Below are 19422 nucleotides of genomic sequence, written 5' to 3'. Positions count from 1 at the left end.
CCGGGCCGGCACCCCCTTCCACGGATTGAGAGACACCCCGATGACAGACACCGCCACACCCGCACCGCGTGCGCCGAGGGGCATGAGCGCCGAAGCGCGCAAGTTCTGGCGAGAACTGGTCACCGCGTACGAGTTCGACACGCAGGAGCTGGCCATCCTGCGAGCAGCCGCGCGCACCGTCGACCGGCTCGAGCGGCTCGCCGGCGCAGAGGCCGCGCTCGGCGACGATCTGCTGATCGAGAGCAAGACCGGACCCGTCGTCAATCCGATCCTGGTCGAACAGCGAATGCAGGGACAGGCCCTCGCCAGGCTCGTGGCCAGCCTCCGGATCCCCCAGGAGGGCGCCAGCTCGGGCGACGGCTCCGGCCGAGGCGCCTACCGGAGTCCCCGGACCCTGCAGTCTGTCCCGAAGGTGATCTGAGATGGCGCGCCGACGTGGACAGGTCCCGAGCACACCGCTGGGCGCCGAGCGGCCGGGGCGGGCAGTCATGGCCCCCCGGCTCACCGACTACCTGGACGCACGGGAGCTGGTCCTCGCCCCCAGCGCCCGCAACACGCTCGCCTACGACCGCTGGCAGGTCGCCTATCGCCACTGGCGAGACGGACAGCTCAGCGCTGGGCGCATCATCGGCATGGACGGCGACCGCGTCCTGTGGGGCTGGGACCGCGCCGCCTCGATCGGCAACGTGCGCCCGACATAGCGCAGCGCTCGCCTACGGGCCTTTCCAAAGCCGCCAGATTTTCGATCTGGCGGCTTTGTCGCGTCCGGAGGGGCCAGACGCCCGTCGAGCAGCTACAGGACTCCCCCACAGGCGCACTGCGAGGCTCGCAGGCCCGTCGCCTTGGAAGCGTTACTCGCCGCGGCGATTCACGCGTGCTATGCGGGCCGGGCCGGCCTGACGATCGGGGAAGGGGACCCCACCCTCCCCCCTCGTGGCGATCTGGCCGACGGGACCTTGAGTCCCCCGTAGTTGTCCACGGGACAACCCCAGGAGATGGGCATGGGACTCATCAGAACGGTCATGGCCTCGTCTACAACAACGCGCGAGCGATCACGAAGTTGAGCAAGGAACGGGCATAAGCCGCTCTACACGCCGACCAAGCGCAGACGCAGGCTGCGTCCCGCCAGCAGAAGTTCGAGCGAGAGCGCTTGAGGAGATGGTCTTTCAGTCGAAGGCACTCGCTGATATCCGAGACCTCCTCATTGCGCAGCCACAGAGTGGGGCGACAGACGTCCCGCCTGACGGCGCGCGTTTCCATTTTGCTGCACCCCCAGTGAGGAAGAATCGACCTATGAGCAGCTTGAACACCAGTTCCCTGATCGGTTCTGACCGCGAGAAGTTGGGGAGGTGGATGGCTCAGGCGGTGGACGAGGGCAAGAAAAGCATCGTCGAAGCCGGCCGTGCACGGCCTGCACCGATGGTCGGGGTCGTCGTAGTCAGCGCTGAAGGAACGCTTCTCGGCAGCTCCCACCGGGGCGCAACAGGAGACGGCGACCACGCCGAATACGGGCTGCTCGAAAAGGTTTTGAAGGGTGTGGATCTCAGCGGGGCCAGCGTCTTTTCAACTCTGGAGCCGTGTTCCAGGCGCTCAGAGGGCAAAATTGCGTGCGCTCAGAGACTGATTGACCGCGGGGTCGCGAACGTCTACGTCGGGATGTACGACCCGTTCCCCACCATTTACAGACGCGGCTGGAAGATGTTAGTTGACGCGGGGATCCATGTGCAGGATTTCTTGCCGGAGTACCGGCGCGAGGTACAGCATGACAATCGCGATTTCACGGACGCCCTCGCGCTTTCGATTGGATCTGAAGGCACTGCCAGCTTCGACTTCACGCTGAACGACAAGCGGCATGTGGTGAGTGCGGATGGAACTGAGTTCGAGACCAGGTGGAGTATCGCGGGTCAGGATTCAATTCACGGCTACGCCTACGGACCACGGATGGAGGTGGCGGAGGCCCGCCATGCGCAATCGTTTGAAGAAATCGACGACCCCCGCGCGTTCGACTTCAGCGGTCACAGCGTCCACTTGAGAGTCGGCCAAATCGGAGTCTGGAGACGGGATGATGTGTTTCTCCTGGTCAAAGTTGAGAAGGTCCATGCAGGGCCGACATACGGCTCGGATCACTTCCAGCTCGAGTTCTCATACCAATTTCGAGTGCCTGTCGTTCTTTGACACAAGGCCTTCCGATTCTTCATCGCTACCTCAGACATCAAGCGGCGGATGACGTATTGGTCTTCGTGAGTACCGTCTAGCGGTACGACATTCAAGCGTTCATTGACAATCCATGGTTAAACGCGACGCAGACAGCCCAGGTTCTCGGCGTGAGTCGCACACGTGTTAGCCAGTTAGCCGACGCCGAACGGATCCCCGCGCATCTCACCCTCGGCAGCCACCATGTTTACCGGATGAAGCAGCCTGAGTTGTCGCCAACACGTGCAATAAGCGCTTCCACGACCCGGCCTAGATGCAGCTTCCCGGGTAGCCGAAGAAACTCGTTACTGGGACCATCGCGAGCCCTTATTAGCCGCTGGCGCGCAGTTCAGCGGATGAGTGATCGAACCAGGCCCAGGTCTAGGTCGGCAGGCACCGACGCAAGTACATCGTGCGGCCACTGGCGCAGTTGGGCCTCTGAACTGAACCCCCAAAGGACGCCTATGGACTTGACGCCCGCCATACGCGCAGCCTCGAGATCAGTGGACTGGTCCCCCACGTAGATCGCATCTTGCGCGTTGACTTTCAGCACTCGAAGCGCTCTTGCTATGCCGACGTCCTTCTTGCCCTGAGTGTCGCCATAGGTGTAAAAAACGTCAAACAAGGACCGGACCGCTTCGGGAAGAAGAGCGGCAGCCCTCCGCTTCGGCTGCGCGGTGATGGCTCCGAGCCTGTATCCGCTGTCTTTCAGGGTGCGGATCGTGTCGACAACAGTGTTGAAGAGTGTTATCGACCCGGACGCATCGATGAAGGCCTGGTCGTACTCATTCCTATAGACGTTGTAGGAGTTCGGGACTCCGAGCCTTTGAAGAACCTTGGACGGCGAGCCTGTGGGGTCAAAGGTGTGACTCTCGATCCGACGTCCGGTGTGTCGAGAAGCGATCGAAGCTAAGGCTTCCGCAGTAGCGGCGCGACTGTCTGCGATGACTCCGTCGATGTCGAAAAGAACTGCACGTGCCGCATGCTCGCCGACCGGTATCGAGGTGCTTGATGAGAACACTGCGGGGTCCAAATCTACTAGCGATGCGGGCTCGTCCTGGCCGGAGTTCCACAACTCCCCGTAAGCCTCTTCAACCAGGGCAGTCACTTGCTCGAAGCGTTCGATGACGTGGGCACCGCGCTTCACGAGTTTCTGCGCCCACTCTGTCTCGCCGTAGCGGAGGTTTCGCGATAGGAGGAAGACTGGGCGTCCGTGCTTGAAAGAAAAGTCCGCCTGAATTATCGAACCACAGCCGGGCTTTCCTTCGATGATCACTGTGCCGAGCGCTAGGGTGCACATCGCCTCGTTGCGAGCCGGGAACGTCCATTTCTGTGCTCCGACGTGCGGCATGAACTGGCTTATGACCGCTCCGTGGTCGGGCAACTGATCGAACAGGTCGCGGTTTTCCGCAGGATAGACGTGGTCCAGCCCGTGGCCGACCACGCCATACGTATAGCCCGGGGGGTCCTCCAGCGCACCTCGATGGGAAGCTCCGTCGATCCCCTTCGCGAGACCGCTAACTACCGTGATGTCGGCATCGACACACGAACGTGCAAACCGCCGGGCGGCATCGGCGCCCTCGGGCGACGGATCGACACGCCCCACTAACGCGAGCGCCCGACGACTTAGGTTGCTCAAATCGCCCTTGTAGAACAGAACAGGCGGTCGCGCGTGCCAGAGACTCAAGTTGGCGGGATAGTCGGAGTCCGACCAGAGCTTGAATTCCTGCCCGCGCTCAGACGCCTTGGACAGCATCTCCGCGTAGCCATTGGGCGACGAGGTAGCTAGGTGGTCGCGAATGCGATCGGACGTCTTTGCGTCACTCAGAAGGAAATCCGCCACCTTTTCGGCGGTTCCGTGAGCGTGCAACAACTTCAGCAGCTTGTGGGGACCGAGCCCGGGCGCATCGAGGATACGAAGAGCTTCGGAGGCTTCGCCTAGACGTGCCACGTCATCAGCTACAGACGACACACCCGCTCCCTTCCCAGTCACGCTCACGCGCCTCGGTCACGAGGTCAGCGCTGTTCTCATACCCGTTGGCCCCGTTGAGTTGCCGACCGATGGTCATCACCGCAACAGTATCCGCACCGGCATTCTTCAAGGCTGCCGCGGCGCTCGCAGCCGAAGATCCTGAAGTCCATAGATCGTCGAAAACCAGAACGGTCCGTCCCGCTACGGCCTCGTCGACAACGTCGTACGCCTCAGGCTTCAACTCACCCCGCCGGGGGCGGGTGACCGTGTGATCGCGAGTCAGGACTTCATCGTCCAGGTTCAGCGTGGCCCCCCCTTCGACTGAATTGAGCAGGAGGTCGAGGTGGTCGAAGCCGCGGGTCCTGTTGTTCGAAGGGATCTTCACGACTACGTCGATGCCGCCCAAGTGGTTGTCGATGCACGCGAGATGATCCCGCACAAACATGCTCGTGAGCGATCCCAGGGGTAGGTTGAGCCATCGGTACTGGTCACCAAAGTCCTTGTAGCGGTGAAGCATCGACTCGATAGTGTTAGTGAAGCTGTATACGGCCGGGACCAGCAAATCGATTGAACGGGTGTACGCGCGGCAGTGTGCGCAGTACGCGAAACGGTCGCCCTCGTAGCTGAGTCCCACTGGGCCACCACACATGCTGCAGCTCTCAAGGGGGCGCGGCGCGAACGGCGCCAGCGCGCCAAGACTGTCCAGCCAGTTCATCCAGTCGAGGACGCTGTGCTGACCGTCGGCGAATTGAGGCTTGCTGAAACCTCGATAGTTTGGCACGCGTCTCGCTCCTCTGACTATTTGAGTCGAGACTGTACAGACTGAGGAGACCACGGTCCGGCAAACGAGACACGCAAACTCGAACATGTGTTCGATCATGCCGCAAGGCCCTGACAGAATGTCTAGGTCACACAAGTTTCAGCGCTGGTCGCGGATCCTCCATGCCCAGTACCTCCGTTACTCTCCGGGGCTGCCAGCGAAGGTCTCGAGCGAGATCCGCCAGCGAAAGTCCGTGCTCACCGGCGATCTTGTAGGCCTCACGTAGCAACGACGGCATCTCGCCCTTGTATGCGGACACAGGCTCGTCTGAAGCCAGAGACTCGACGGAGCGGAGACGCTGGTACGCGCGTCGGACAGACGAGTCAGAGACCGTCCGCAGCTCGCCCATGCGGCGCACTAAGGACTGCGTCGAGACCCCCCATCGGCGGCTCAGGCGCTCCAGCGAAGGAAGATTCATGCTCGACGGCAGGCTGGGGCCGATCTGATCCGCAGGGCACAGGAATTCAGCGGCGAAGGCGTCCGCCTCCCGTTCTTGACTAAGGTCGCCTGGCGCGGCGTCAGAATGGAGCAGCAGGTGCCCCAGCTCGTGGGCGCAGGTGAATCTATGACGGTAGACATTTTGAGCCCTCTCGGGTGTCACAACGATGATTGGACGGCCGAGGCTGCTCGTCGAGAATGCGTCGACACGAGCGACTTCTTGGCTTGCGAGCGACAGTATGGAGACAATGACGCCCCGCGACTCGATGGTTGCGACAAGGTGCGGCAGCGGCCCTGGGCTGATCCCCCAAGCGGCGCGCAGCGCGCGTGCTGCTTCTGCAGGCTCGGTGCCGGGAGTGATCTCCGGAAGATCGATCTCAGGGAACTGGACACGCTTCTCCAGGGCGAACGACAGCTCCCAAACCTGCTCAACAAACGAGGCAGCTCTAGCGCGGTCGGACGCTCTGGTCGATCGTAGGCTTCGAAAGTGAGCCTCGGCTGCATCCAATTCGGCCATCGGTCGCCCCGTCGCGAAGAACTCGACGGGGACATCGAGCTCCAAGGCGAGCTTGGTAAGTAGTTCGGCGCGCGGAGTGGTGATTCGGGCTTCAAATTGACCGATCGCAGCGGGCGTCACGCCTACAAGGTCAGCGAGTGCAGCTTTGGTAAGTCCGCGGAGAACACGCGCCTGCGTCAGTCGCGCGGCCTCGAACGACTTGGCAACCGTGCGTGCAGGCGTGGAAGGTTCGCTAATCAGCTCCAGCTGAATGTCGTCGTCACTCATCGTCGTTCGCGACGAGCCTTGGCACGACGATTGCCTGCGGGATAACACCGGTCGCGAAGTCGGCGCGCTTGGTAGGTGGTGTCTGAACGGCCGCCTGGACAGTCGGCGCCAGCAGGCTCTCGTGAAAGTCCCATTCCACATGACCCGTATCCCCGTCAACGCTCTTGACGTCCCCCCACTCGAGCGAGTGAAGTCCCGTCGAAGAACTTGAGTACGCAATCAGCACGACGCTACGCGCCTCACTCTTTGCGCGCGCAATATGCGAGCCGTACGACGTCAGGATCTCGCGATCAGCGTCTGTCAATTCGGGACGTTCAAAGTCCAGGTCAAGCTCTTCCTCTTGGACTGGCCGCGCCTGTGTGAAGAGCGCGAGTCGCGCTGGAGAGGTGATGAGGTTGGCATTCGAGATCGCGGCAGGATCATCGGTAGAAAAGCGCCAAGGGAATAGGAGCGTTCCGTTGAGGCACACGACTTTGTAGTTCGCCCCCTTGGGCGTGAACAGGAAGGCCCCCTGAAGCTTGCCGAACTCATCCACGAGAGTCTCGAGCGCGCCGCGCCAGATGTTGCCGTACACCCCCCGGGCGCGCATTCCGGAGGCGTCCTGCGCATCCGCCATGCGCGTATGCAGGGCTTTCATGACGGTAGGCAGTTTTGCGCGGACCTTCGCGCCGTCCGGGCCGAATGTCTCAAGGGCCCACTTGCGACCGCCTTCTGCGCTCATGCTGGCTCCTATTAGTTAGTGGACCTCCAGTGTTGACCACACTTCACTTTTTGTCAATAAACGCGCATCTGGGATGCTATGTCCCCCCCGGGGATCATTATTCACTTCATCCAAGGACCTACGTCAGCACTCGAATGGGAGGGCGGACAGTTGGCGCGCTGATCACTTAGCCCCACCGCACCCGGTGGTGAGCAGCGCATCCAGCCGGCACCGACAGGCACACCGCACCGGCCCTCGGGTCAGGGACTGCTGCTCCACGTTGTCGCGCGGCGCCTCATCCTCAGACCTCTCACGAGCCACCCGCCAGCCCACATCGGGCCCACACCGAGTGCCAATGCGATCGTGAATAGTCGTCAGCAGTCGTGACTGTCCGGGACCGAGAGGCCTCGTATCGCAGTGCGTATCCGGTGAAGTCGGCAATAGTCGCGAACAGCCGTTTCTCGGGCTTCAGTTCGAGCTGTACTACGACATCTGATCAGGAGGGCTGAGACACGCCCTGATCTGTACAGACGCGAAGCCCCTGTTGGCGGTCCCCCCGGATCGCCATCAGGGGCTTTTGCGTGTGCCGGAGGTGCACCGGCAGACCTCTTACGGCAGAACGGTGGAGACGCGCACGGGTGCGTGGTCCGACGGCACCGGCTTGACGGCCTTTCCGCCGCGGACCTTGACCAGCACCTCCCACCGGGTGGCGGCCGCACCGCGGGGCAGCATGACCCGGTCGATGTGGGAGCCGCCCGCGGCAGGCTTCTTGCCGTACCCGGTGGCGGTGTTGTACTTGGTTCCCTTGCGCTTCTTGGTCTTGGTGTACGCGTCGGAGAAGCCGGCCTTCTCGAAGCGCTTGCCGACGGTGTCCTTGCCGCGCTGGATGCTGGAGTTGAAGTCGCCGGCGAAGACGCGGGGCCTGCCCTCGGCGGCGGTGGCGGTCACTGCCAGCAGGCGGGCGGCTTCCTTGTTGCGCTTGCCGGCGGCGCCGTTCTTGCCGGTGGACAGGTGAGCGCTGACGAACAGGTAGGTCTTTCCGGTCTTCTTCACCTTCAGCATGGCCCACGCGGCGCCGGCGCGGCCACCGGGCGCGATGACCGTCTGGCCGACCTTGGGGGCCTGGACGATGCTGTCTGTGCAAACTTCGCTGCTGCGGGTCCAGCCCTTCTTGCTGCTCCAGTACCAGGTGTTGCCGGCGTCGTCGGTCTGCGGCAGGCGGCGCTCCCACATGCTGGTGTCGACCGACGGGTCGAGGAAGAAGGTCACGAGCTCGCAGCTCGTGTTCGTGGTCGGGACGGTGACGGGCGAGAGCTTCGACGTCTTGGCGAACATGCCCTCGTTGCCGCTGTCGGCGACCTTGGCGTACCCGTACGGGGCAAGGCGCCGCTCGAGACGGGAGAGGACACCCCACGTCTCCTGGACGGCGACGACGTCGGCCTTCGCGTCGACGATGCGCTTGACGACGGCGTTCTCGCGCTTGGTCCAGCTGCCACAGCCCGCGGCGTGCCCGCACACGTTGAACGTGAGGACGGAGACCTTCGACGTTGACCCGGCCGCCTGGGCGGCGGTCGGCGACAGCAACCCGAAGGTCAACGTGGTGAGCAGGGCGAGCACGAGGAGTGCGGGGCGGGCTGATCGCATGGCCGTCAGGCTATGGGCCGCGTGGGTCATCGGGACCGGCGTCGCCCGATTGTGGCAGCTGGACTGACTCGCCCTGCCGGTCAGGCCAGCGCGAGGAACAGCTTCTCCATCTTCTTGGTGTCGAGGCTGTCCGGCCCGCCCTCGACCAGGCAACGCTGCAGCCCTGTCGCGACCAGTGCGTATCCCCCACGGTTGATGGCCTTGCTGACCGCCGCGATCTGGGTCAGCGCGTCCTCGCACTCCGCACCCTCTTCGAGCATGCGGATGACGGACGCCAGGTGACCGTTCGCCTTCTTCAGGCGCAATGTGATGGCCTTGACCTCATCGGCTTCGAGCTTCATGGAACTCCCTTTCCTCGCTGCCGATCATACATCCCCCCGGGGGGTTGTGTTACGGTCTTCTCGTATCCCCCCAGGGGGTTCCTGAATTCCCATCACCAGAAGGCTCTCATGACCACGAACCATTCCGACCACTCCCACGGCAAGGACGTGCTGAAGGACCTCTCCCCCCTTCACCGCTCGCTGCGCAAGGCGATCCCCGACGTCTACCAAGGCTTCGGCGCCTTGTCCTCCGCCGCCTTCGCCGATGGCGCCCTCGAGCGCAAGACCAAGGAGCTGATCGCCCTGGCGATCGGCGTCGTCGAGGGCTGCGACGGCTGCGTGGCGTCCCACGCGCAGGCCGCCATCCGCGCCGGGGCCACCCGTCAGGAGGCAGCCGAGGCCATCGGCGTCACGTTCTTGATGCACGGCGGTCCTGCCACCATCCACGGTGCCCGGGCGTATGCCGCCGTCTGCGAGTTCGCAGATGCGATGGACGCCGACGAGAACCCCGCCTGAGCCGAGAAGAGGAACCATCATGTGTCGACCCGTCACCTGCAAGACCTGCTCCAAGATCACCTGGGCCGGCTGCGGCCAGCACGTCGCCGACGTCAAGGCCGGCGTGCCCGTCGACCAGTGGTGCAACGGTCACGCCGACCCGAACAACGACAGCTGGCTCCGCAGACTCCTCGGGCGCTGAGGTCGGTCTCCTACCGACCCACCACCGGCTTGGCCACGACCACCCGGGACTTCGCGTAGTGGAAGCGCCCGTTGCGGTAGACGATCCGGTCGCTGCAGCTGACCAGCACCAGCCGGGGGGCTCCGGTGGTCTTGAACAACCGCTCGGGCAGCTTCCGGGTCCGGTCGTACGCCCTGTTCGCGATCACCTTGTACCGGTACGTCTTGCCGCCGCTGCGCACCGTCACCGACTGACCGGGCTTGGCCCGCCGCAGTCCCGCCATGGCTCCGGGGCGGTCGGACCGGTCGGAGACGTGCCCGGCGACAATCGTGGTACCGATCTTGTCGCCGAATCCCGCCGACTTCCGCAGCCGGGCGGTCACGGCCACGTCGCCGGGCAGCTTCATCCGACCACCACGGGTGATCGTTGTCGACGTCACCCGGGCGCGCAAGCCGAACCGCGGCGCCCTGATCCCGTCCCGCGCGGCACGACCGGCCTGGGCGGCGCTCGGTCCACCGAGGACGCCGAAGAATCCGCCGTTGATCACCGGCACGGCGTACGTCGGCTTGGCCACGGTCGTGGTCTCGGAGGCGAGGCCGCACCGCGTTGAGGCCGCCTGGGCGGCGCCCGTCTCCTGGGTCGCCACCTGCCAGGTGTAGACGCCCGGCTCGGAGAGCTTCACCGCCGGAGTCCTGGACCAGCCGCTCGTGGCACTCCACCTCACGGTGCGCACCAGGTGGGCCTGGCTGCAGGACGCGCGCGAGAGTGACGTGAACGGTCCGTAGAGCCGCGCGGTGGCTGGCACCGTGGTTCCCGAGGCCAGGCCGGTGACCAGGACGCGGTCGTAAAAGGACTGCCCCGGCTTGACCCGCTGCTGCGAGGTGCGGGTGCCGATCCGCGGCTGGGGCCGTGGCTGGGGGGCGGGCGCGTCCACCTGCACGGCGGCGGAGTCGGGCGACGACGAAATGTCTTGCCTGGCGGCGTCTATGCCGATCCCCCGGGCGGTGTTGCGCAGCCCCGCACCGTCCAGGTCTGCCGCCGTCACCGTGTAGACGCTGGTGCAGACCACACTGTCGCCGGGTGCCAGCTGAGCCGGCTCAGCGGGGCACGTCGCGTCCGGCAAGGTCCCGGACCCGGTGAAGCTGTCCTCGACGACCGCAATGTTCCCGATCGGGACGTTGCCGGTGTTGGTGACCAGGAACGAGTAGGTCACCTGTTGGCCGACCGCCGTGACGGTGGTGGGGCTCGCGGTCTTCTCCAGGCTCAGAGCCGGGTCGGTGCCGAGCGTGATCGTCGCCTGCGCCTGTGGCGACTGGACGTTCTGGCCGATCGGGCTGAGGCCGGTGGCCACAGCGGTGTTGACGATCCGACCCGACGCGTCCGCCTGCGCGGCGTCGATCACGTAGGTGCCGGTGCAGGTGGTGGAGGCGCCCGGGTCCAACAGATTCTCCTGGCAGACCAGCGCCTCCGCACCGACACGGTCATCGGTGACGTCGATGTTGGACACCGTGGAGCCGCCGGTGTTCGTCACCGTGTACTGGTATTCGATCTCCTGCCCCCCCTCGTAGGGCCCGGGGGTCTGCACGGTCTTGGTGAGCGAGAGCGCCGATACCAGCGGGACCGTGACGGTCGCCTCCGGCGAGGTGATGTCGTCGCCCCCGGGACTCACCGCCGTGGCGGTGGCCGTGTTCACGACCGAACCGGCTGCTACATCCGCCGCCGTGACGGTGTAGGTGCCGCGACACACGGTGGTGGAGCCTGCAGCGGGGGCCGGCGGTAGCGTCGTGGCGTCACAGGTGATCGCTCCGGTGATCCGGTCGTCGGTGATGTCAAGGGTCGACAGGGTCTCCTGGCCGGCGTTGGTGACCGTGTACTGGTACGGGATCACGGTTCCGGCGGTGATCACCGCCGGCAGCGGCTGGCCGGACCTGTCCACCTGCTTCTCCAGCTGCAGCTGGGAGAGCGGTACGACCGACTGCACCAGGGCGTTGCGGATCAAGTGCACATCGTTCTGCCCTCCGGTGGCGGCGGAGAGGCCGAACTTGTAGGTGCTCGGCAGGTCCGCGGGAGCCGGTACGTCCAGCTCGGTGATCCACGGGTCGTCCGCATCGGCCGGGTTGTACCGGACCTGGACGATCACCCGAGGATTGGGCGCGGGCGTCACCTGGATGTTCACCTGGCGCCAGGAGCCGGCCAAGGTGGTGGCACGCAGCGTCCCGGCGCCCCCGTTCAGGGTCGTCCCGGGGTTGTCCGGGTCCGCCGGCGCCGGAGGCGTGGTCGAGGCCAGGTAGCAGTACCCCACGGTCCCCTGACCCGGGCCGCGCAGGGTGATCACGTTGGGTGCTATCGGCCCCTCGGCGGTGGACGGGGAAGCCTGGTCGGCGGGGCAACCGGTGCCCCGGGCCTCGCCGTCGTTGTAGTAGTTGCCGAACGCGTCGAGCCCGACGCCGAGCAAGCCGCCGACCACCCCGGGCTCGAACGCGCCCTGCCCGGCCCGCCGCTGGGCATATCCGAGGCTGCCTCCCGGCGCGCCGGTCGCCGTCAGGTTGGTGGAGCCGTCGACCAGGAAGAACCCAATGCCGTCGGCGCCGGTGCCGCCGTACTGGAACTGGTCGAACGTGATGGAGACACCGGCAGTGGCGGGGACCGGTCGGTTGTAGAGCACGCTCCCGGCGGTCTGCAGCTGCTCGTCGGTCAGCTGGAGGTATCCCGGAGTCCCGATCGCCGGCACGTCGCCAACCCGGCGGTTCGCACAGGTGGGGATGTTCGCTGCGCCGACCGGGGGGGCGGCGGTGGCGCCGGTCAGGCAGGTCCGGCCCTGGACGGTCCAGGCCGGGTCAGGCACCGACGCACCGGTGAAGGTCTCTCGGACGATGGTGCTGCCCCCGGTCGGGGGGTCGGCGGAGGCCGGTGCCCGGCTCACGCCGGGCGCTACCGCCAGTGCCGTCGCCGCGATCAGGCAGGCCGTGGTCCCGCTGACCACTCGTCGTAGGTTCGGCACGATGTCCCCTCACAACCCGGGCGTGCGCTTCCGGGCATCCATTGACCGGCTGAGGCACGATGTTCCACCTTGCGAGCGCTTCACCTGGGGCGAGTAGGGCACTGTGACCATTCCCCCATGAACTTTGGTCCCTGACCGTCCCGTCTTGACCCGCCTGACTGACCCGTCTGATCTTGGTCCGCCCGGTCCGGCCGGGTGCCCGAGCGTCCTATTCGTGATGGCTGCGCCAAGGCCCTATGTCACTGCCGCAGGGGCCGATTGCCACTGAGCTGACGGTGCTAGCCCTGCTTCAGTTGTGGGGTCAGGTGGACTCCAAGTGACCGAGGGTCGTGGTGGCATGAACTACTGGGTCAGCGTCATCTTCCGGGCCATTCCATTGGCCATGATGGGCGTCTGCATCGGGTTCGGCGCCTACGTCTGGAACGACGGCGACGCCGCGGGAAACTTCGTGGCGGGGCGCGTGGTCACCTTCCTCGGCGCGATCTGCCTGTGCCTGTTCTGCACCGCCGCCACGATCATCCGCCAGCTGATCGGCCGCTTCAACACCATCGACCGGGTCCTGTACCCGGCGCTCGGCTACCTGGCGGCGATCGGCACCGTGGCGTACGGCATCAACCTGTTCTCCGGCGTCTCGGGCAGCGGCCAGAGCCCGGAGTACGTCGCCGGGCACGTCATCCTCGGGATCGGGCTGATCTGCGGGTGCGTGGCCACCGTGGCGACGGCCTCCATCAAGTTCTCGATGATCCCTGCCAACTCCGCCAGGCCGGTCGGCGACCGGACGACGCCATCGGGGGCGTTCTCCCGAGGCGCCGTCGTCGTGCTCGCGGCGCTGCCGGTGCTGATGGCGGCGGTCGCCTGGGCCTTCGGGATCGGCAACCTGCTGCTGACGACCTCGCCGAGCAGGTTCACGGTGGGCCACGTGGTAAGCGGCCTCGCGATGATCTGCACGAGCCTCATCGGGCTGGTGTGGAGCATCCTGCGCCAGGTCCAGGACACCTACGGTCCGCGGGACCGCGATGGATGGCCGTGGCTCGTGATCATGATGGGCACCCTCAGCATGGTGTGGGGCGTGGTGCTGCTGATCCTCGACAACGAGCCGTACTACCGGACGCCCGGCTTCGTGATGACCGGCCTGGGCCTGGTCTGCTTCAGCATCCTGAGCAAGGTCGGCCTGCTCGCCCTGGTGTGGCGGCGCACCTTCGCGCTCGCCAACCGGGTGCCCCTGATCCCGGTGGTGACCGCCCTGAGCTGCCTGTTCCTGGCGGCGTTCGTCTTCCAGGCCGCTGTCACCGACACCAACGTCTTCATCGCCGCGCGGGTGCTGGTGGGCCTGGGCGCGATCTGCTTCACGCTCTACTCGATCGTCTCCATCCTGGAGAGCGGTACGTCGAAGTCGAAGTGACGGCCCCTAGGGGTCTCAGGCCTCCGCGGGGAGCGGCGGGACCTCCGCGACCAGGGCCGCCGCCTGCGAGGCGGGCAGGGCGGAACGAAGTCCCCACTCGAACATGATGAGCCCGAAGGCAGTCACCACCGCCAGGTCGACGCCCGCCGGCAGCCACTCGCGACCGCCGCCGTAGCGACCGGCGAACGCCAGGACGAGCAACCCCACGAAGTACGGCCCGAGCCAGGCGACGCAGCGCAGGTCCAGCGTCGCCGCCAGCCTCCGATCGTGAACGACGCGCCACGCCAAGATGGCGGCACCCAGCAAGACGGGGATCGCGAGCCTGGACATCGTCTGCCATCCGGTCCAGTACACGATCAGACCGACCACGACGAAGGCGAAGCGCGCCAACACCGGCAGGGCGGGCAGCCGCAGCGGACGGTGGCGGTCCGGCACCTGCCTGCGCAGGGCGAGCACCGTGATCGGCCCCAGGCACATCGAGAGCACGATGGCACTGGAGTTGAAGGCCAGCAGCTCCGACCAGCCGTCCCGGAAGCCGATCAGCAGCACGAGCCCCACGACCAGATTCAGCACGAGGGCCGGCAGCGGCACCCCGGCCATCGAGAACCGGGCGATCCGAGGCGGGAACAGGCCGGCCTCGCTCACCGCCACCGCGAGCCGGCCGGTCGATGCGGTCGAGACGAGACCGGCGCCGAACGGACCGATGACGGCATCAGCGATCACGGTCTTTGCCAGGACGCTCATGCCCAGCGCCGTCAGCACGGCCGCCAACGGCCCGTTGGCGCCACCGTGCTGCAGGTCGGGCCAGCCCCGCGCGACCTGGTCGGGGTCGAGGGCGCCCACGAAGCCGATCTGCAGGACAGTGAACAGCACGATGCACAGCGTGATCCCTCCGATGAGAGCCACCGGGATCGTCCGCTGCGGCCGTCTCGTCTCACCCGCCATGTCGAGGGCGTGGCGGAAACCGAGGAAGGCGAAGACCACCCCACCACTGCTGATCGCCGCCAGCACGCCGCTGAAGCCCTCTGGTGCGAATCCCTGCTCGCGGATCGGTTCGGTCGAGAACCGGGTCAGCAGCGCCACCGCGATGACGGTGGGGACCAGGACCTTGACCCAGGTCAGCATGGTGTTGAGGCGGGCGAACAGCGCCACGCCGAAGGCGTTCAACACCACGAACACCGCCATGACGACGGCGGCCGCGACGACACCACCCGGGCTCAGCGCGCTCCCCCCGTCCGCCGACGAGCTGGCCACGAACAGCCAGTCGAAGGCCGGCTCGTTGCTCGCGTACTCCAGCATCGCCTGCGTCTCGATCGGCGCAGCGGTCACATATCCGACCCAGGCCACCCAGCCGACCACGATGCTGACCCCCCGTCCATGACTGAACGTCGGCATCCTGCCCAGCCCACCGACGACCGGGAGCATCGCCGCGACCTCGGCGAACACCAGTGCGATCGAGAGCATCATCAGGCCCCCGATGGGCCACGCGATGATCGCCGCCGGTCCGGCCCGACGGGCAGCGAACAGGGGCGCGAACAAGATGCCGGACCCCACCATGCCGCCCACCGCCACGAACGTCAGGCCCAGGGGGCCGACTGAGCGCTTCGGCACTCCGGAATTGGTCTCCACTCTGCGACGGTAGGCGGTCCGCCCGCCCCGCACACCGGCCCAAGGACCCTGCCGCCCGCACCGGACGGCGTGGTCCGTCAGGCGCCGGCAGACCGCACTGCGTCGTCCTCGTACTGGACGAATGCCTTGGAGCCCAGGACCGGCCCGATGTGATCGGTGACCACCGCGACGTGCGCCGGGTGGGTCTTGTAGCCCTGCCACGACTCCACCGAGTCGAACCGCATCTGGAACCGAAGGTTCGCATTGCCCGGGGTCAGGCCGGCGTCGCGAACCACCTGCGCCTCGACCAACCCGTCGATCTGCGCCGGCAGCCCGAGCAGCCCGGCGACGATCCCCTCGATCTGGTCGTCGGTGGCCTCGGGGACGAGGGTGAGGTGGCCTACGTGGTTGAACATGTCTCTCCTGGTGGTCGGTCGGGTCAGTGCAGCTCGAGCAGCGAGCCGTAGCCAGCGATGTGGTCGTCGATGCCGTTGACCCGGAAGGCGTGCCACATCGTGGCCAGGTTGATCGCGATGACCGGCTTGCCGAGCTCCTTCTCCAGCTCGGCGGCCACCGCGATGCACTCCAGGTTCGTGCCGCACTGGATCAGCGCATCGACATCGGGGCCGTCGACCGCCAGGAAGGCCGCGCGCAGCGTCTCGGGCGTCTCGTCGGCGATCGAGGTCGCCGACTCCGAGCACAGGCCGTGGATCGCGGCGACGTCGAAGCCCAGCTCGGTGAAGTAGTCGACGACCTGCTCGTCGCCGACCGGCTGGTACGGCGTCACGATGCCGATCCGCTTGGCGCCGAAGGCCTTGAGCGCCTCACCGGCGGCGGTGGCTCCCGTGGTCACCTCGAGCCCGGTCAGCTCCCGCACGTTCTGCTCGAAGGCCGCATTGCCCTTCACACCGCCCCAGAACGTCTCGGCCGACATGCCCATCACGACGTAGTCGGGCTTGCAGGTCAGCACGGTCTCGAGCGCCGCGGGCAGGGCCTCGTTGAGGCACTCGCGGAAGGCGCCGAAGGCATCCGCGGAGTCCAGCGCGGGCGCCTTGATCATGATCCGGCCGGTGTGCCACGAGCAGTCCTGCGGACGCAGGTGCGAGAACTCGCGCTCGACCGAGGTGTTGGTCGAGGGCAGGACCAGGGCGAACTTGGGCCCCTTGGCAACGGTGCTGGACATCGGCGACTCCTCGGGCTGACGCGACCTCTTCGCGCACGTCCGCAAAGTATAGAGAATATATGAGTCACCGTGTGCGCCAGAAGAACCTCTTCATCACCTCGGTCGCCGCGAGGTAGCCCACCGTGATCAGGACGACCACGGCCAGCAGCCCGGCGGGGATGCGCTCCAGACCCAAGGCTCCGGCCGCGTCCGAGTAGGGCAACGCGACGGCCACCGCCGCCACCACGACCGACGCGAGCACGAGCCAGCCGCTCGGCCGGCTGCGGAAGAACGGGTGCCGGGTCCGCAGGACGAACAGCACGCCGACCTCCGTGAGCACCGAGCCGACGAACCAGGCGCTGCGGAACTCGGTGGCATCGGCGTCGAACCCCACGCGCAGGACCACGAACGTCGTCAGGTCGAAGACCGTGCTGAGCGAGCCGAAGACGAGCATGTACCGACCGATCAGCCTCGTGTTCCACTCCCTCGGCCGCCGCAGCTGCTCGGCATCGACGCGGTCGGTCGCGATCGTGGCCGCCGGCAGGTCGGTGAGGAGGTTGACCAGAAGGATCTGGCCGGCCAGCAGCGGCAGGAAGGGCAGGGTCACGGCCGCGAAGGCCATGCTGAGGACATTTCCGAAGTTCGCGCTGGTCGTCATGAAGATGTACTTCATGGTGTTGGCGAAGGTCTGCCGCCCCTGCCGGACACCGTGCAGCAGGACCCCCAGGTCCTTGTCCAGGAGCACGATCGCGGCGGACTGCTTCGCGACGGGCACCGCGGTGTCGACGCTGATCCCCACATCGGCGGCGTGCAGGGACGGGGCGTCGTTGATGCCGTCGCCGAGGTACCCGACCACCTCCCCCGTGGCGCGGAAGGCGTGCACGACGCGCTCCTTCTGCAAGGGGTTCATCTCGCTGAACACCTCGACCCCCTGGAGGGCGGCGGCCAGGGCTGCATCGTCCAGGTCATCGATGTCGGCCCCCGTCCAGACCCGAGAGATGTCCAGGCCCACCGCCGCCGCGACGTGGGCCGCCACCAGCCGGTTGTCGCCGGTCACCATCCGCACCGACACCCCCGCATCGACCAGGTCCGCGACGGTCGCGGCGGCGTCGGGCTTCACGGGATCCGCGAAGGTCAGCAGGCCCATGAAGGTCATGTGCGCCTCGTCGCCGAGCTGGAGCTGATCGACCCGCAGCGGACGCATGGCCACACCGAGCACGCGGAAACCGCCGGCGCTCAGGGTCGCGAAGGTCTGCTGGATCTGCCCGGCCGCCTCGTCCAGCGGCACCGTCCCGGTCGACGTCCGGGCCTCGGTGCAGACCGCCAGCACATCGGCCAGCGCACCCTTTGTCACCACGACCGGCTCCGCGGCCCCACCTCTGCGCACGAGCACACTCAGTCGCTTGCGCCGGAAATCGTAGGGCAGCTCGTCGATTGCCTCGGCGTCCGCGCCGGGCGGGTGCGCGCGGATGATCGCCTCGTCGATGGGGTTCTTCCACCCCTGCTGCAGCCCCGCGTTGAGGGCGGCCAGCTCGGCGACCGTCGCGCTGTCGGCGCCGTCGTGGGTCAACGCGGCCCCCAGCTCGATCCGGCCCTGCGTCATGGTGCCGGTCTTGTCCGAGCACAGGATCCGCATCGCCCCGAAGTCCTCGATGACGTCCAGCCGCCGGACGATGACCCGCTGCCGCGCCATCGCGCGTGCCCCTTGGGCCAGGCTGATGCTCACGATCGCGGGCAGCAGCTGGGGCGTGACCCCGACGGCCAGCGCCAGGGCGAACAGCACCGAGTCCAGCACGCTGCGGTCCAGCGCGATGTTCAGCAGCAGGATCACGCCGGCGAACACCAGCATCACCCGCCCCAGGAGGAGGCCGAAGGCCGTCATGCCCCGTTCGAAGCCGGTCCGCGGTGCCGGCGACCGCAGCCGGGCGGACACGGCCGCGATCTCCGTGTGGGCGCCCGTGTGCACGACGACGACCGTCGCGGTCCCGCTGGACACGTGCGTGCCCAGGAACACCTCGTTGGCCCGTTCGGCGATCGCGGCCGCCGCCGGGATGATGCCGGGACGCTTCTCCACCGGGAAGGTCTCCCCGGTCAGGGCCGACTCGTCGACCACCAGCTCGCGCGAGGTCAGCACGAGGCAGTCGCCGGGCACGAGGTCGCCGGCGCTGAGCACGGCCACGTCCCCGGGGACGACCTCGTCCATCGCGACGGCGACCCGTTCGCCGTCCCGCAGCACCTGTGCGGTCACCTCGACCGAGGCCAGCAGCGCCTTCATCGCCTTGCCCGCGTTGCGCTCCTGCACGAATCCCAGCACGCCGGAGAGGACCAGGATCACCAAGATGATGCCGGCATCGGTCCAGTCACCGAGGATCCCGGACAAGACGGTGGCCGCCACCAGGATCAGCTCGATCGGGCTCACGAACTGGCGCAGGAGCAGGTGCCAGCTCGACGCCTCCCGCGTCGCCTCCGACCGGCGGGACGTCTGACCCTCCAGTGCGGCGTCCGCCTGCTGGGTGGTCAGTCCCCCGGTGGACGAGCCGAGGGCCGTCAGCACCTCGTCGGCCGACCGGCTCCAGAACGCAGGCACCGCCTGCCCCGGCGTCGATCCGTCGTCCGCGGTGCGCAGTGACGATGGCAATGGGCCTCCCGGGCTGGTGTCACATCTCATCGTCTGGGCCGGCGTCCCGGCAGGGCCCAACGTC

At 66.7% G+C, this 19422-nt stretch carries 17 protein-coding genes; 6 read left to right on the top strand and 11 right to left on the bottom strand.

Annotation, left to right across the window (positions count from 1 at the left end):
• The first annotated feature begins 82 nt into the window (after nt 1-82).
• The 3 genes from NQV15_RS06565 to NQV15_RS06555 all read left to right on the top strand — a co-directional run bounded on the left by NQV15_RS06565 (nt 83) and on the right by NQV15_RS06555 (nt 2175).
• On the top strand, nt 83-421 hold the full coding sequence (locus NQV15_RS06565) for a hypothetical protein (protein ID WP_232398980.1): 339 nt from the start codon (nt 83-85) through the stop codon (nt 419-421).
• A gap of 1 nt (nt 422) precedes the next feature.
• Nucleotides 423-701: a hypothetical protein gene (locus NQV15_RS06560; RefSeq protein ID WP_232398979.1), complete on the top strand. Its 279-nt coding sequence runs from the start codon at nt 423-425 to the stop codon at nt 699-701.
• 592 nt (nt 702-1293) lie between these two features.
• Nucleotides 1294-2175, top strand: a complete 882-nt coding sequence (locus NQV15_RS06555) for a hypothetical protein (RefSeq protein WP_232398977.1) — start codon at nt 1294-1296, stop codon at nt 2173-2175.
• 367 nt (nt 2176-2542) lie between these two features.
• Here NQV15_RS06555 and NQV15_RS06550 read toward each other — a convergent pair whose 3' ends face one another.
• The 6 genes from NQV15_RS06550 to NQV15_RS06525 form a co-directional block, all read right to left on the bottom strand.
• Entirely contained in the window at nt 2543-4165 is a 1623-nt protein-coding gene (locus NQV15_RS06550; protein WP_232398975.1) for an HAD-IA family hydrolase, read from the bottom strand.
• Entirely contained in the window at nt 4149-4946 is a 798-nt protein-coding gene (locus NQV15_RS06545) for a ComF family protein (RefSeq protein ID WP_232398973.1), read from the bottom strand. The genes NQV15_RS06550 and NQV15_RS06545 overlap by 17 nt, the downstream gene beginning before the upstream one ends.
• 127 nt (nt 4947-5073) lie before the next feature.
• A complete protein-coding gene (locus tag NQV15_RS06540; protein ID WP_232398971.1) occupies nt 5074-6207 on the bottom strand; it encodes an XRE family transcriptional regulator in 1134 nt (377 codons plus the stop codon).
• Complete coding sequence (locus NQV15_RS06535) at nt 6200-6928, bottom strand: hypothetical protein (protein ID WP_232398969.1); 729 nt, start codon at nt 6926-6928, stop codon at nt 6200-6202. The genes NQV15_RS06540 and NQV15_RS06535 overlap by 8 nt, the downstream gene beginning before the upstream one ends.
• A 588-nt stretch (nt 6929-7516) precedes the next feature.
• Nucleotides 7517-8551 (bottom strand): endonuclease/exonuclease/phosphatase family protein, encoded by a 1035-nt coding sequence (locus tag NQV15_RS06530; protein ID WP_232398967.1) that lies wholly within the window; start codon nt 8549-8551, stop codon nt 7517-7519.
• Nucleotides 8552-8631: 80 nt separating this feature from the next.
• Complete coding sequence (locus NQV15_RS06525) at nt 8632-8892, bottom strand: metal-sensitive transcriptional regulator (protein WP_232398965.1); 261 nt, start codon at nt 8890-8892, stop codon at nt 8632-8634.
• A gap of 108 nt (nt 8893-9000) precedes the next feature.
• Between NQV15_RS06525 and NQV15_RS06520 the strand changes: the two genes are divergently transcribed.
• Both NQV15_RS06520 and NQV15_RS06515 read left to right on the top strand, forming a co-directional pair.
• Complete coding sequence (locus NQV15_RS06520; RefSeq protein WP_232398963.1) at nt 9001-9387, top strand: carboxymuconolactone decarboxylase family protein; 387 nt, start codon at nt 9001-9003, stop codon at nt 9385-9387.
• Between the two features lie 19 nt (nt 9388-9406).
• A complete protein-coding gene (locus tag NQV15_RS06515) occupies nt 9407-9568 on the top strand; it encodes a hypothetical protein (RefSeq protein ID WP_232398961.1) in 162 nt (53 codons plus the stop codon).
• Between the two features lie 10 nt (nt 9569-9578).
• Here NQV15_RS06515 and NQV15_RS06510 read toward each other — a convergent pair whose 3' ends face one another.
• Nucleotides 9579-12530, bottom strand: a complete 2952-nt coding sequence (locus NQV15_RS06510) for a DUF7507 domain-containing protein (protein ID WP_232398958.1) — start codon at nt 12528-12530, stop codon at nt 9579-9581.
• Nucleotides 12531-12864: 334 nt separating this feature from the next.
• On the opposite strand from NQV15_RS06510, the gene NQV15_RS06505 reads away from it, so the two are divergent.
• Nucleotides 12865-13950 (top strand): DUF2776 family protein, encoded by a 1086-nt coding sequence (locus tag NQV15_RS06505; RefSeq protein ID WP_232398956.1) that lies wholly within the window; start codon nt 12865-12867, stop codon nt 13948-13950.
• Between the two features lie 15 nt (nt 13951-13965).
• On the opposite strand, the gene NQV15_RS06500 is transcribed toward NQV15_RS06505, so the two are convergent.
• From NQV15_RS06500 to mgtA, 4 genes are all read right to left on the bottom strand, one after another.
• A complete protein-coding gene (locus tag NQV15_RS06500) occupies nt 13966-15579 on the bottom strand; it encodes an APC family permease (protein WP_232398954.1) in 1614 nt (537 codons plus the stop codon).
• Nucleotides 15580-15656: 77 nt separating this feature from the next.
• Nucleotides 15657-15974: a Dabb family protein gene (locus NQV15_RS06495; RefSeq protein WP_232398952.1), complete on the bottom strand. Its 318-nt coding sequence runs from the start codon at nt 15972-15974 to the stop codon at nt 15657-15659.
• Between the two features lie 23 nt (nt 15975-15997).
• A complete protein-coding gene (locus tag NQV15_RS06490) occupies nt 15998-16741 on the bottom strand; it encodes a maleate cis-trans isomerase family protein (protein ID WP_232398949.1) in 744 nt (247 codons plus the stop codon).
• Between the two features lie 64 nt (nt 16742-16805).
• The gene (mgtA, locus tag NQV15_RS06485; protein WP_232398947.1) at nt 16806-19358 is read right to left on the bottom strand and encodes a magnesium-translocating P-type ATPase; all 2553 of its coding nucleotides are present in this window, start codon (nt 19356-19358) and stop codon (nt 16806-16808) included.
• Nucleotides 19359-19422: the final 64 nt, after the last annotated feature.

Source organism: Aeromicrobium wangtongii (genome assembly GCF_024584515.1).
GTDB classification, from domain to species: Bacteria; Actinomycetota; Actinomycetes; order Propionibacteriales; family Nocardioidaceae; genus Aeromicrobium; species Aeromicrobium wangtongii.
Note: the sequence above shows the minus strand (reverse complement) of the source record. Positions and strands in the feature narration are given on the sequence as shown.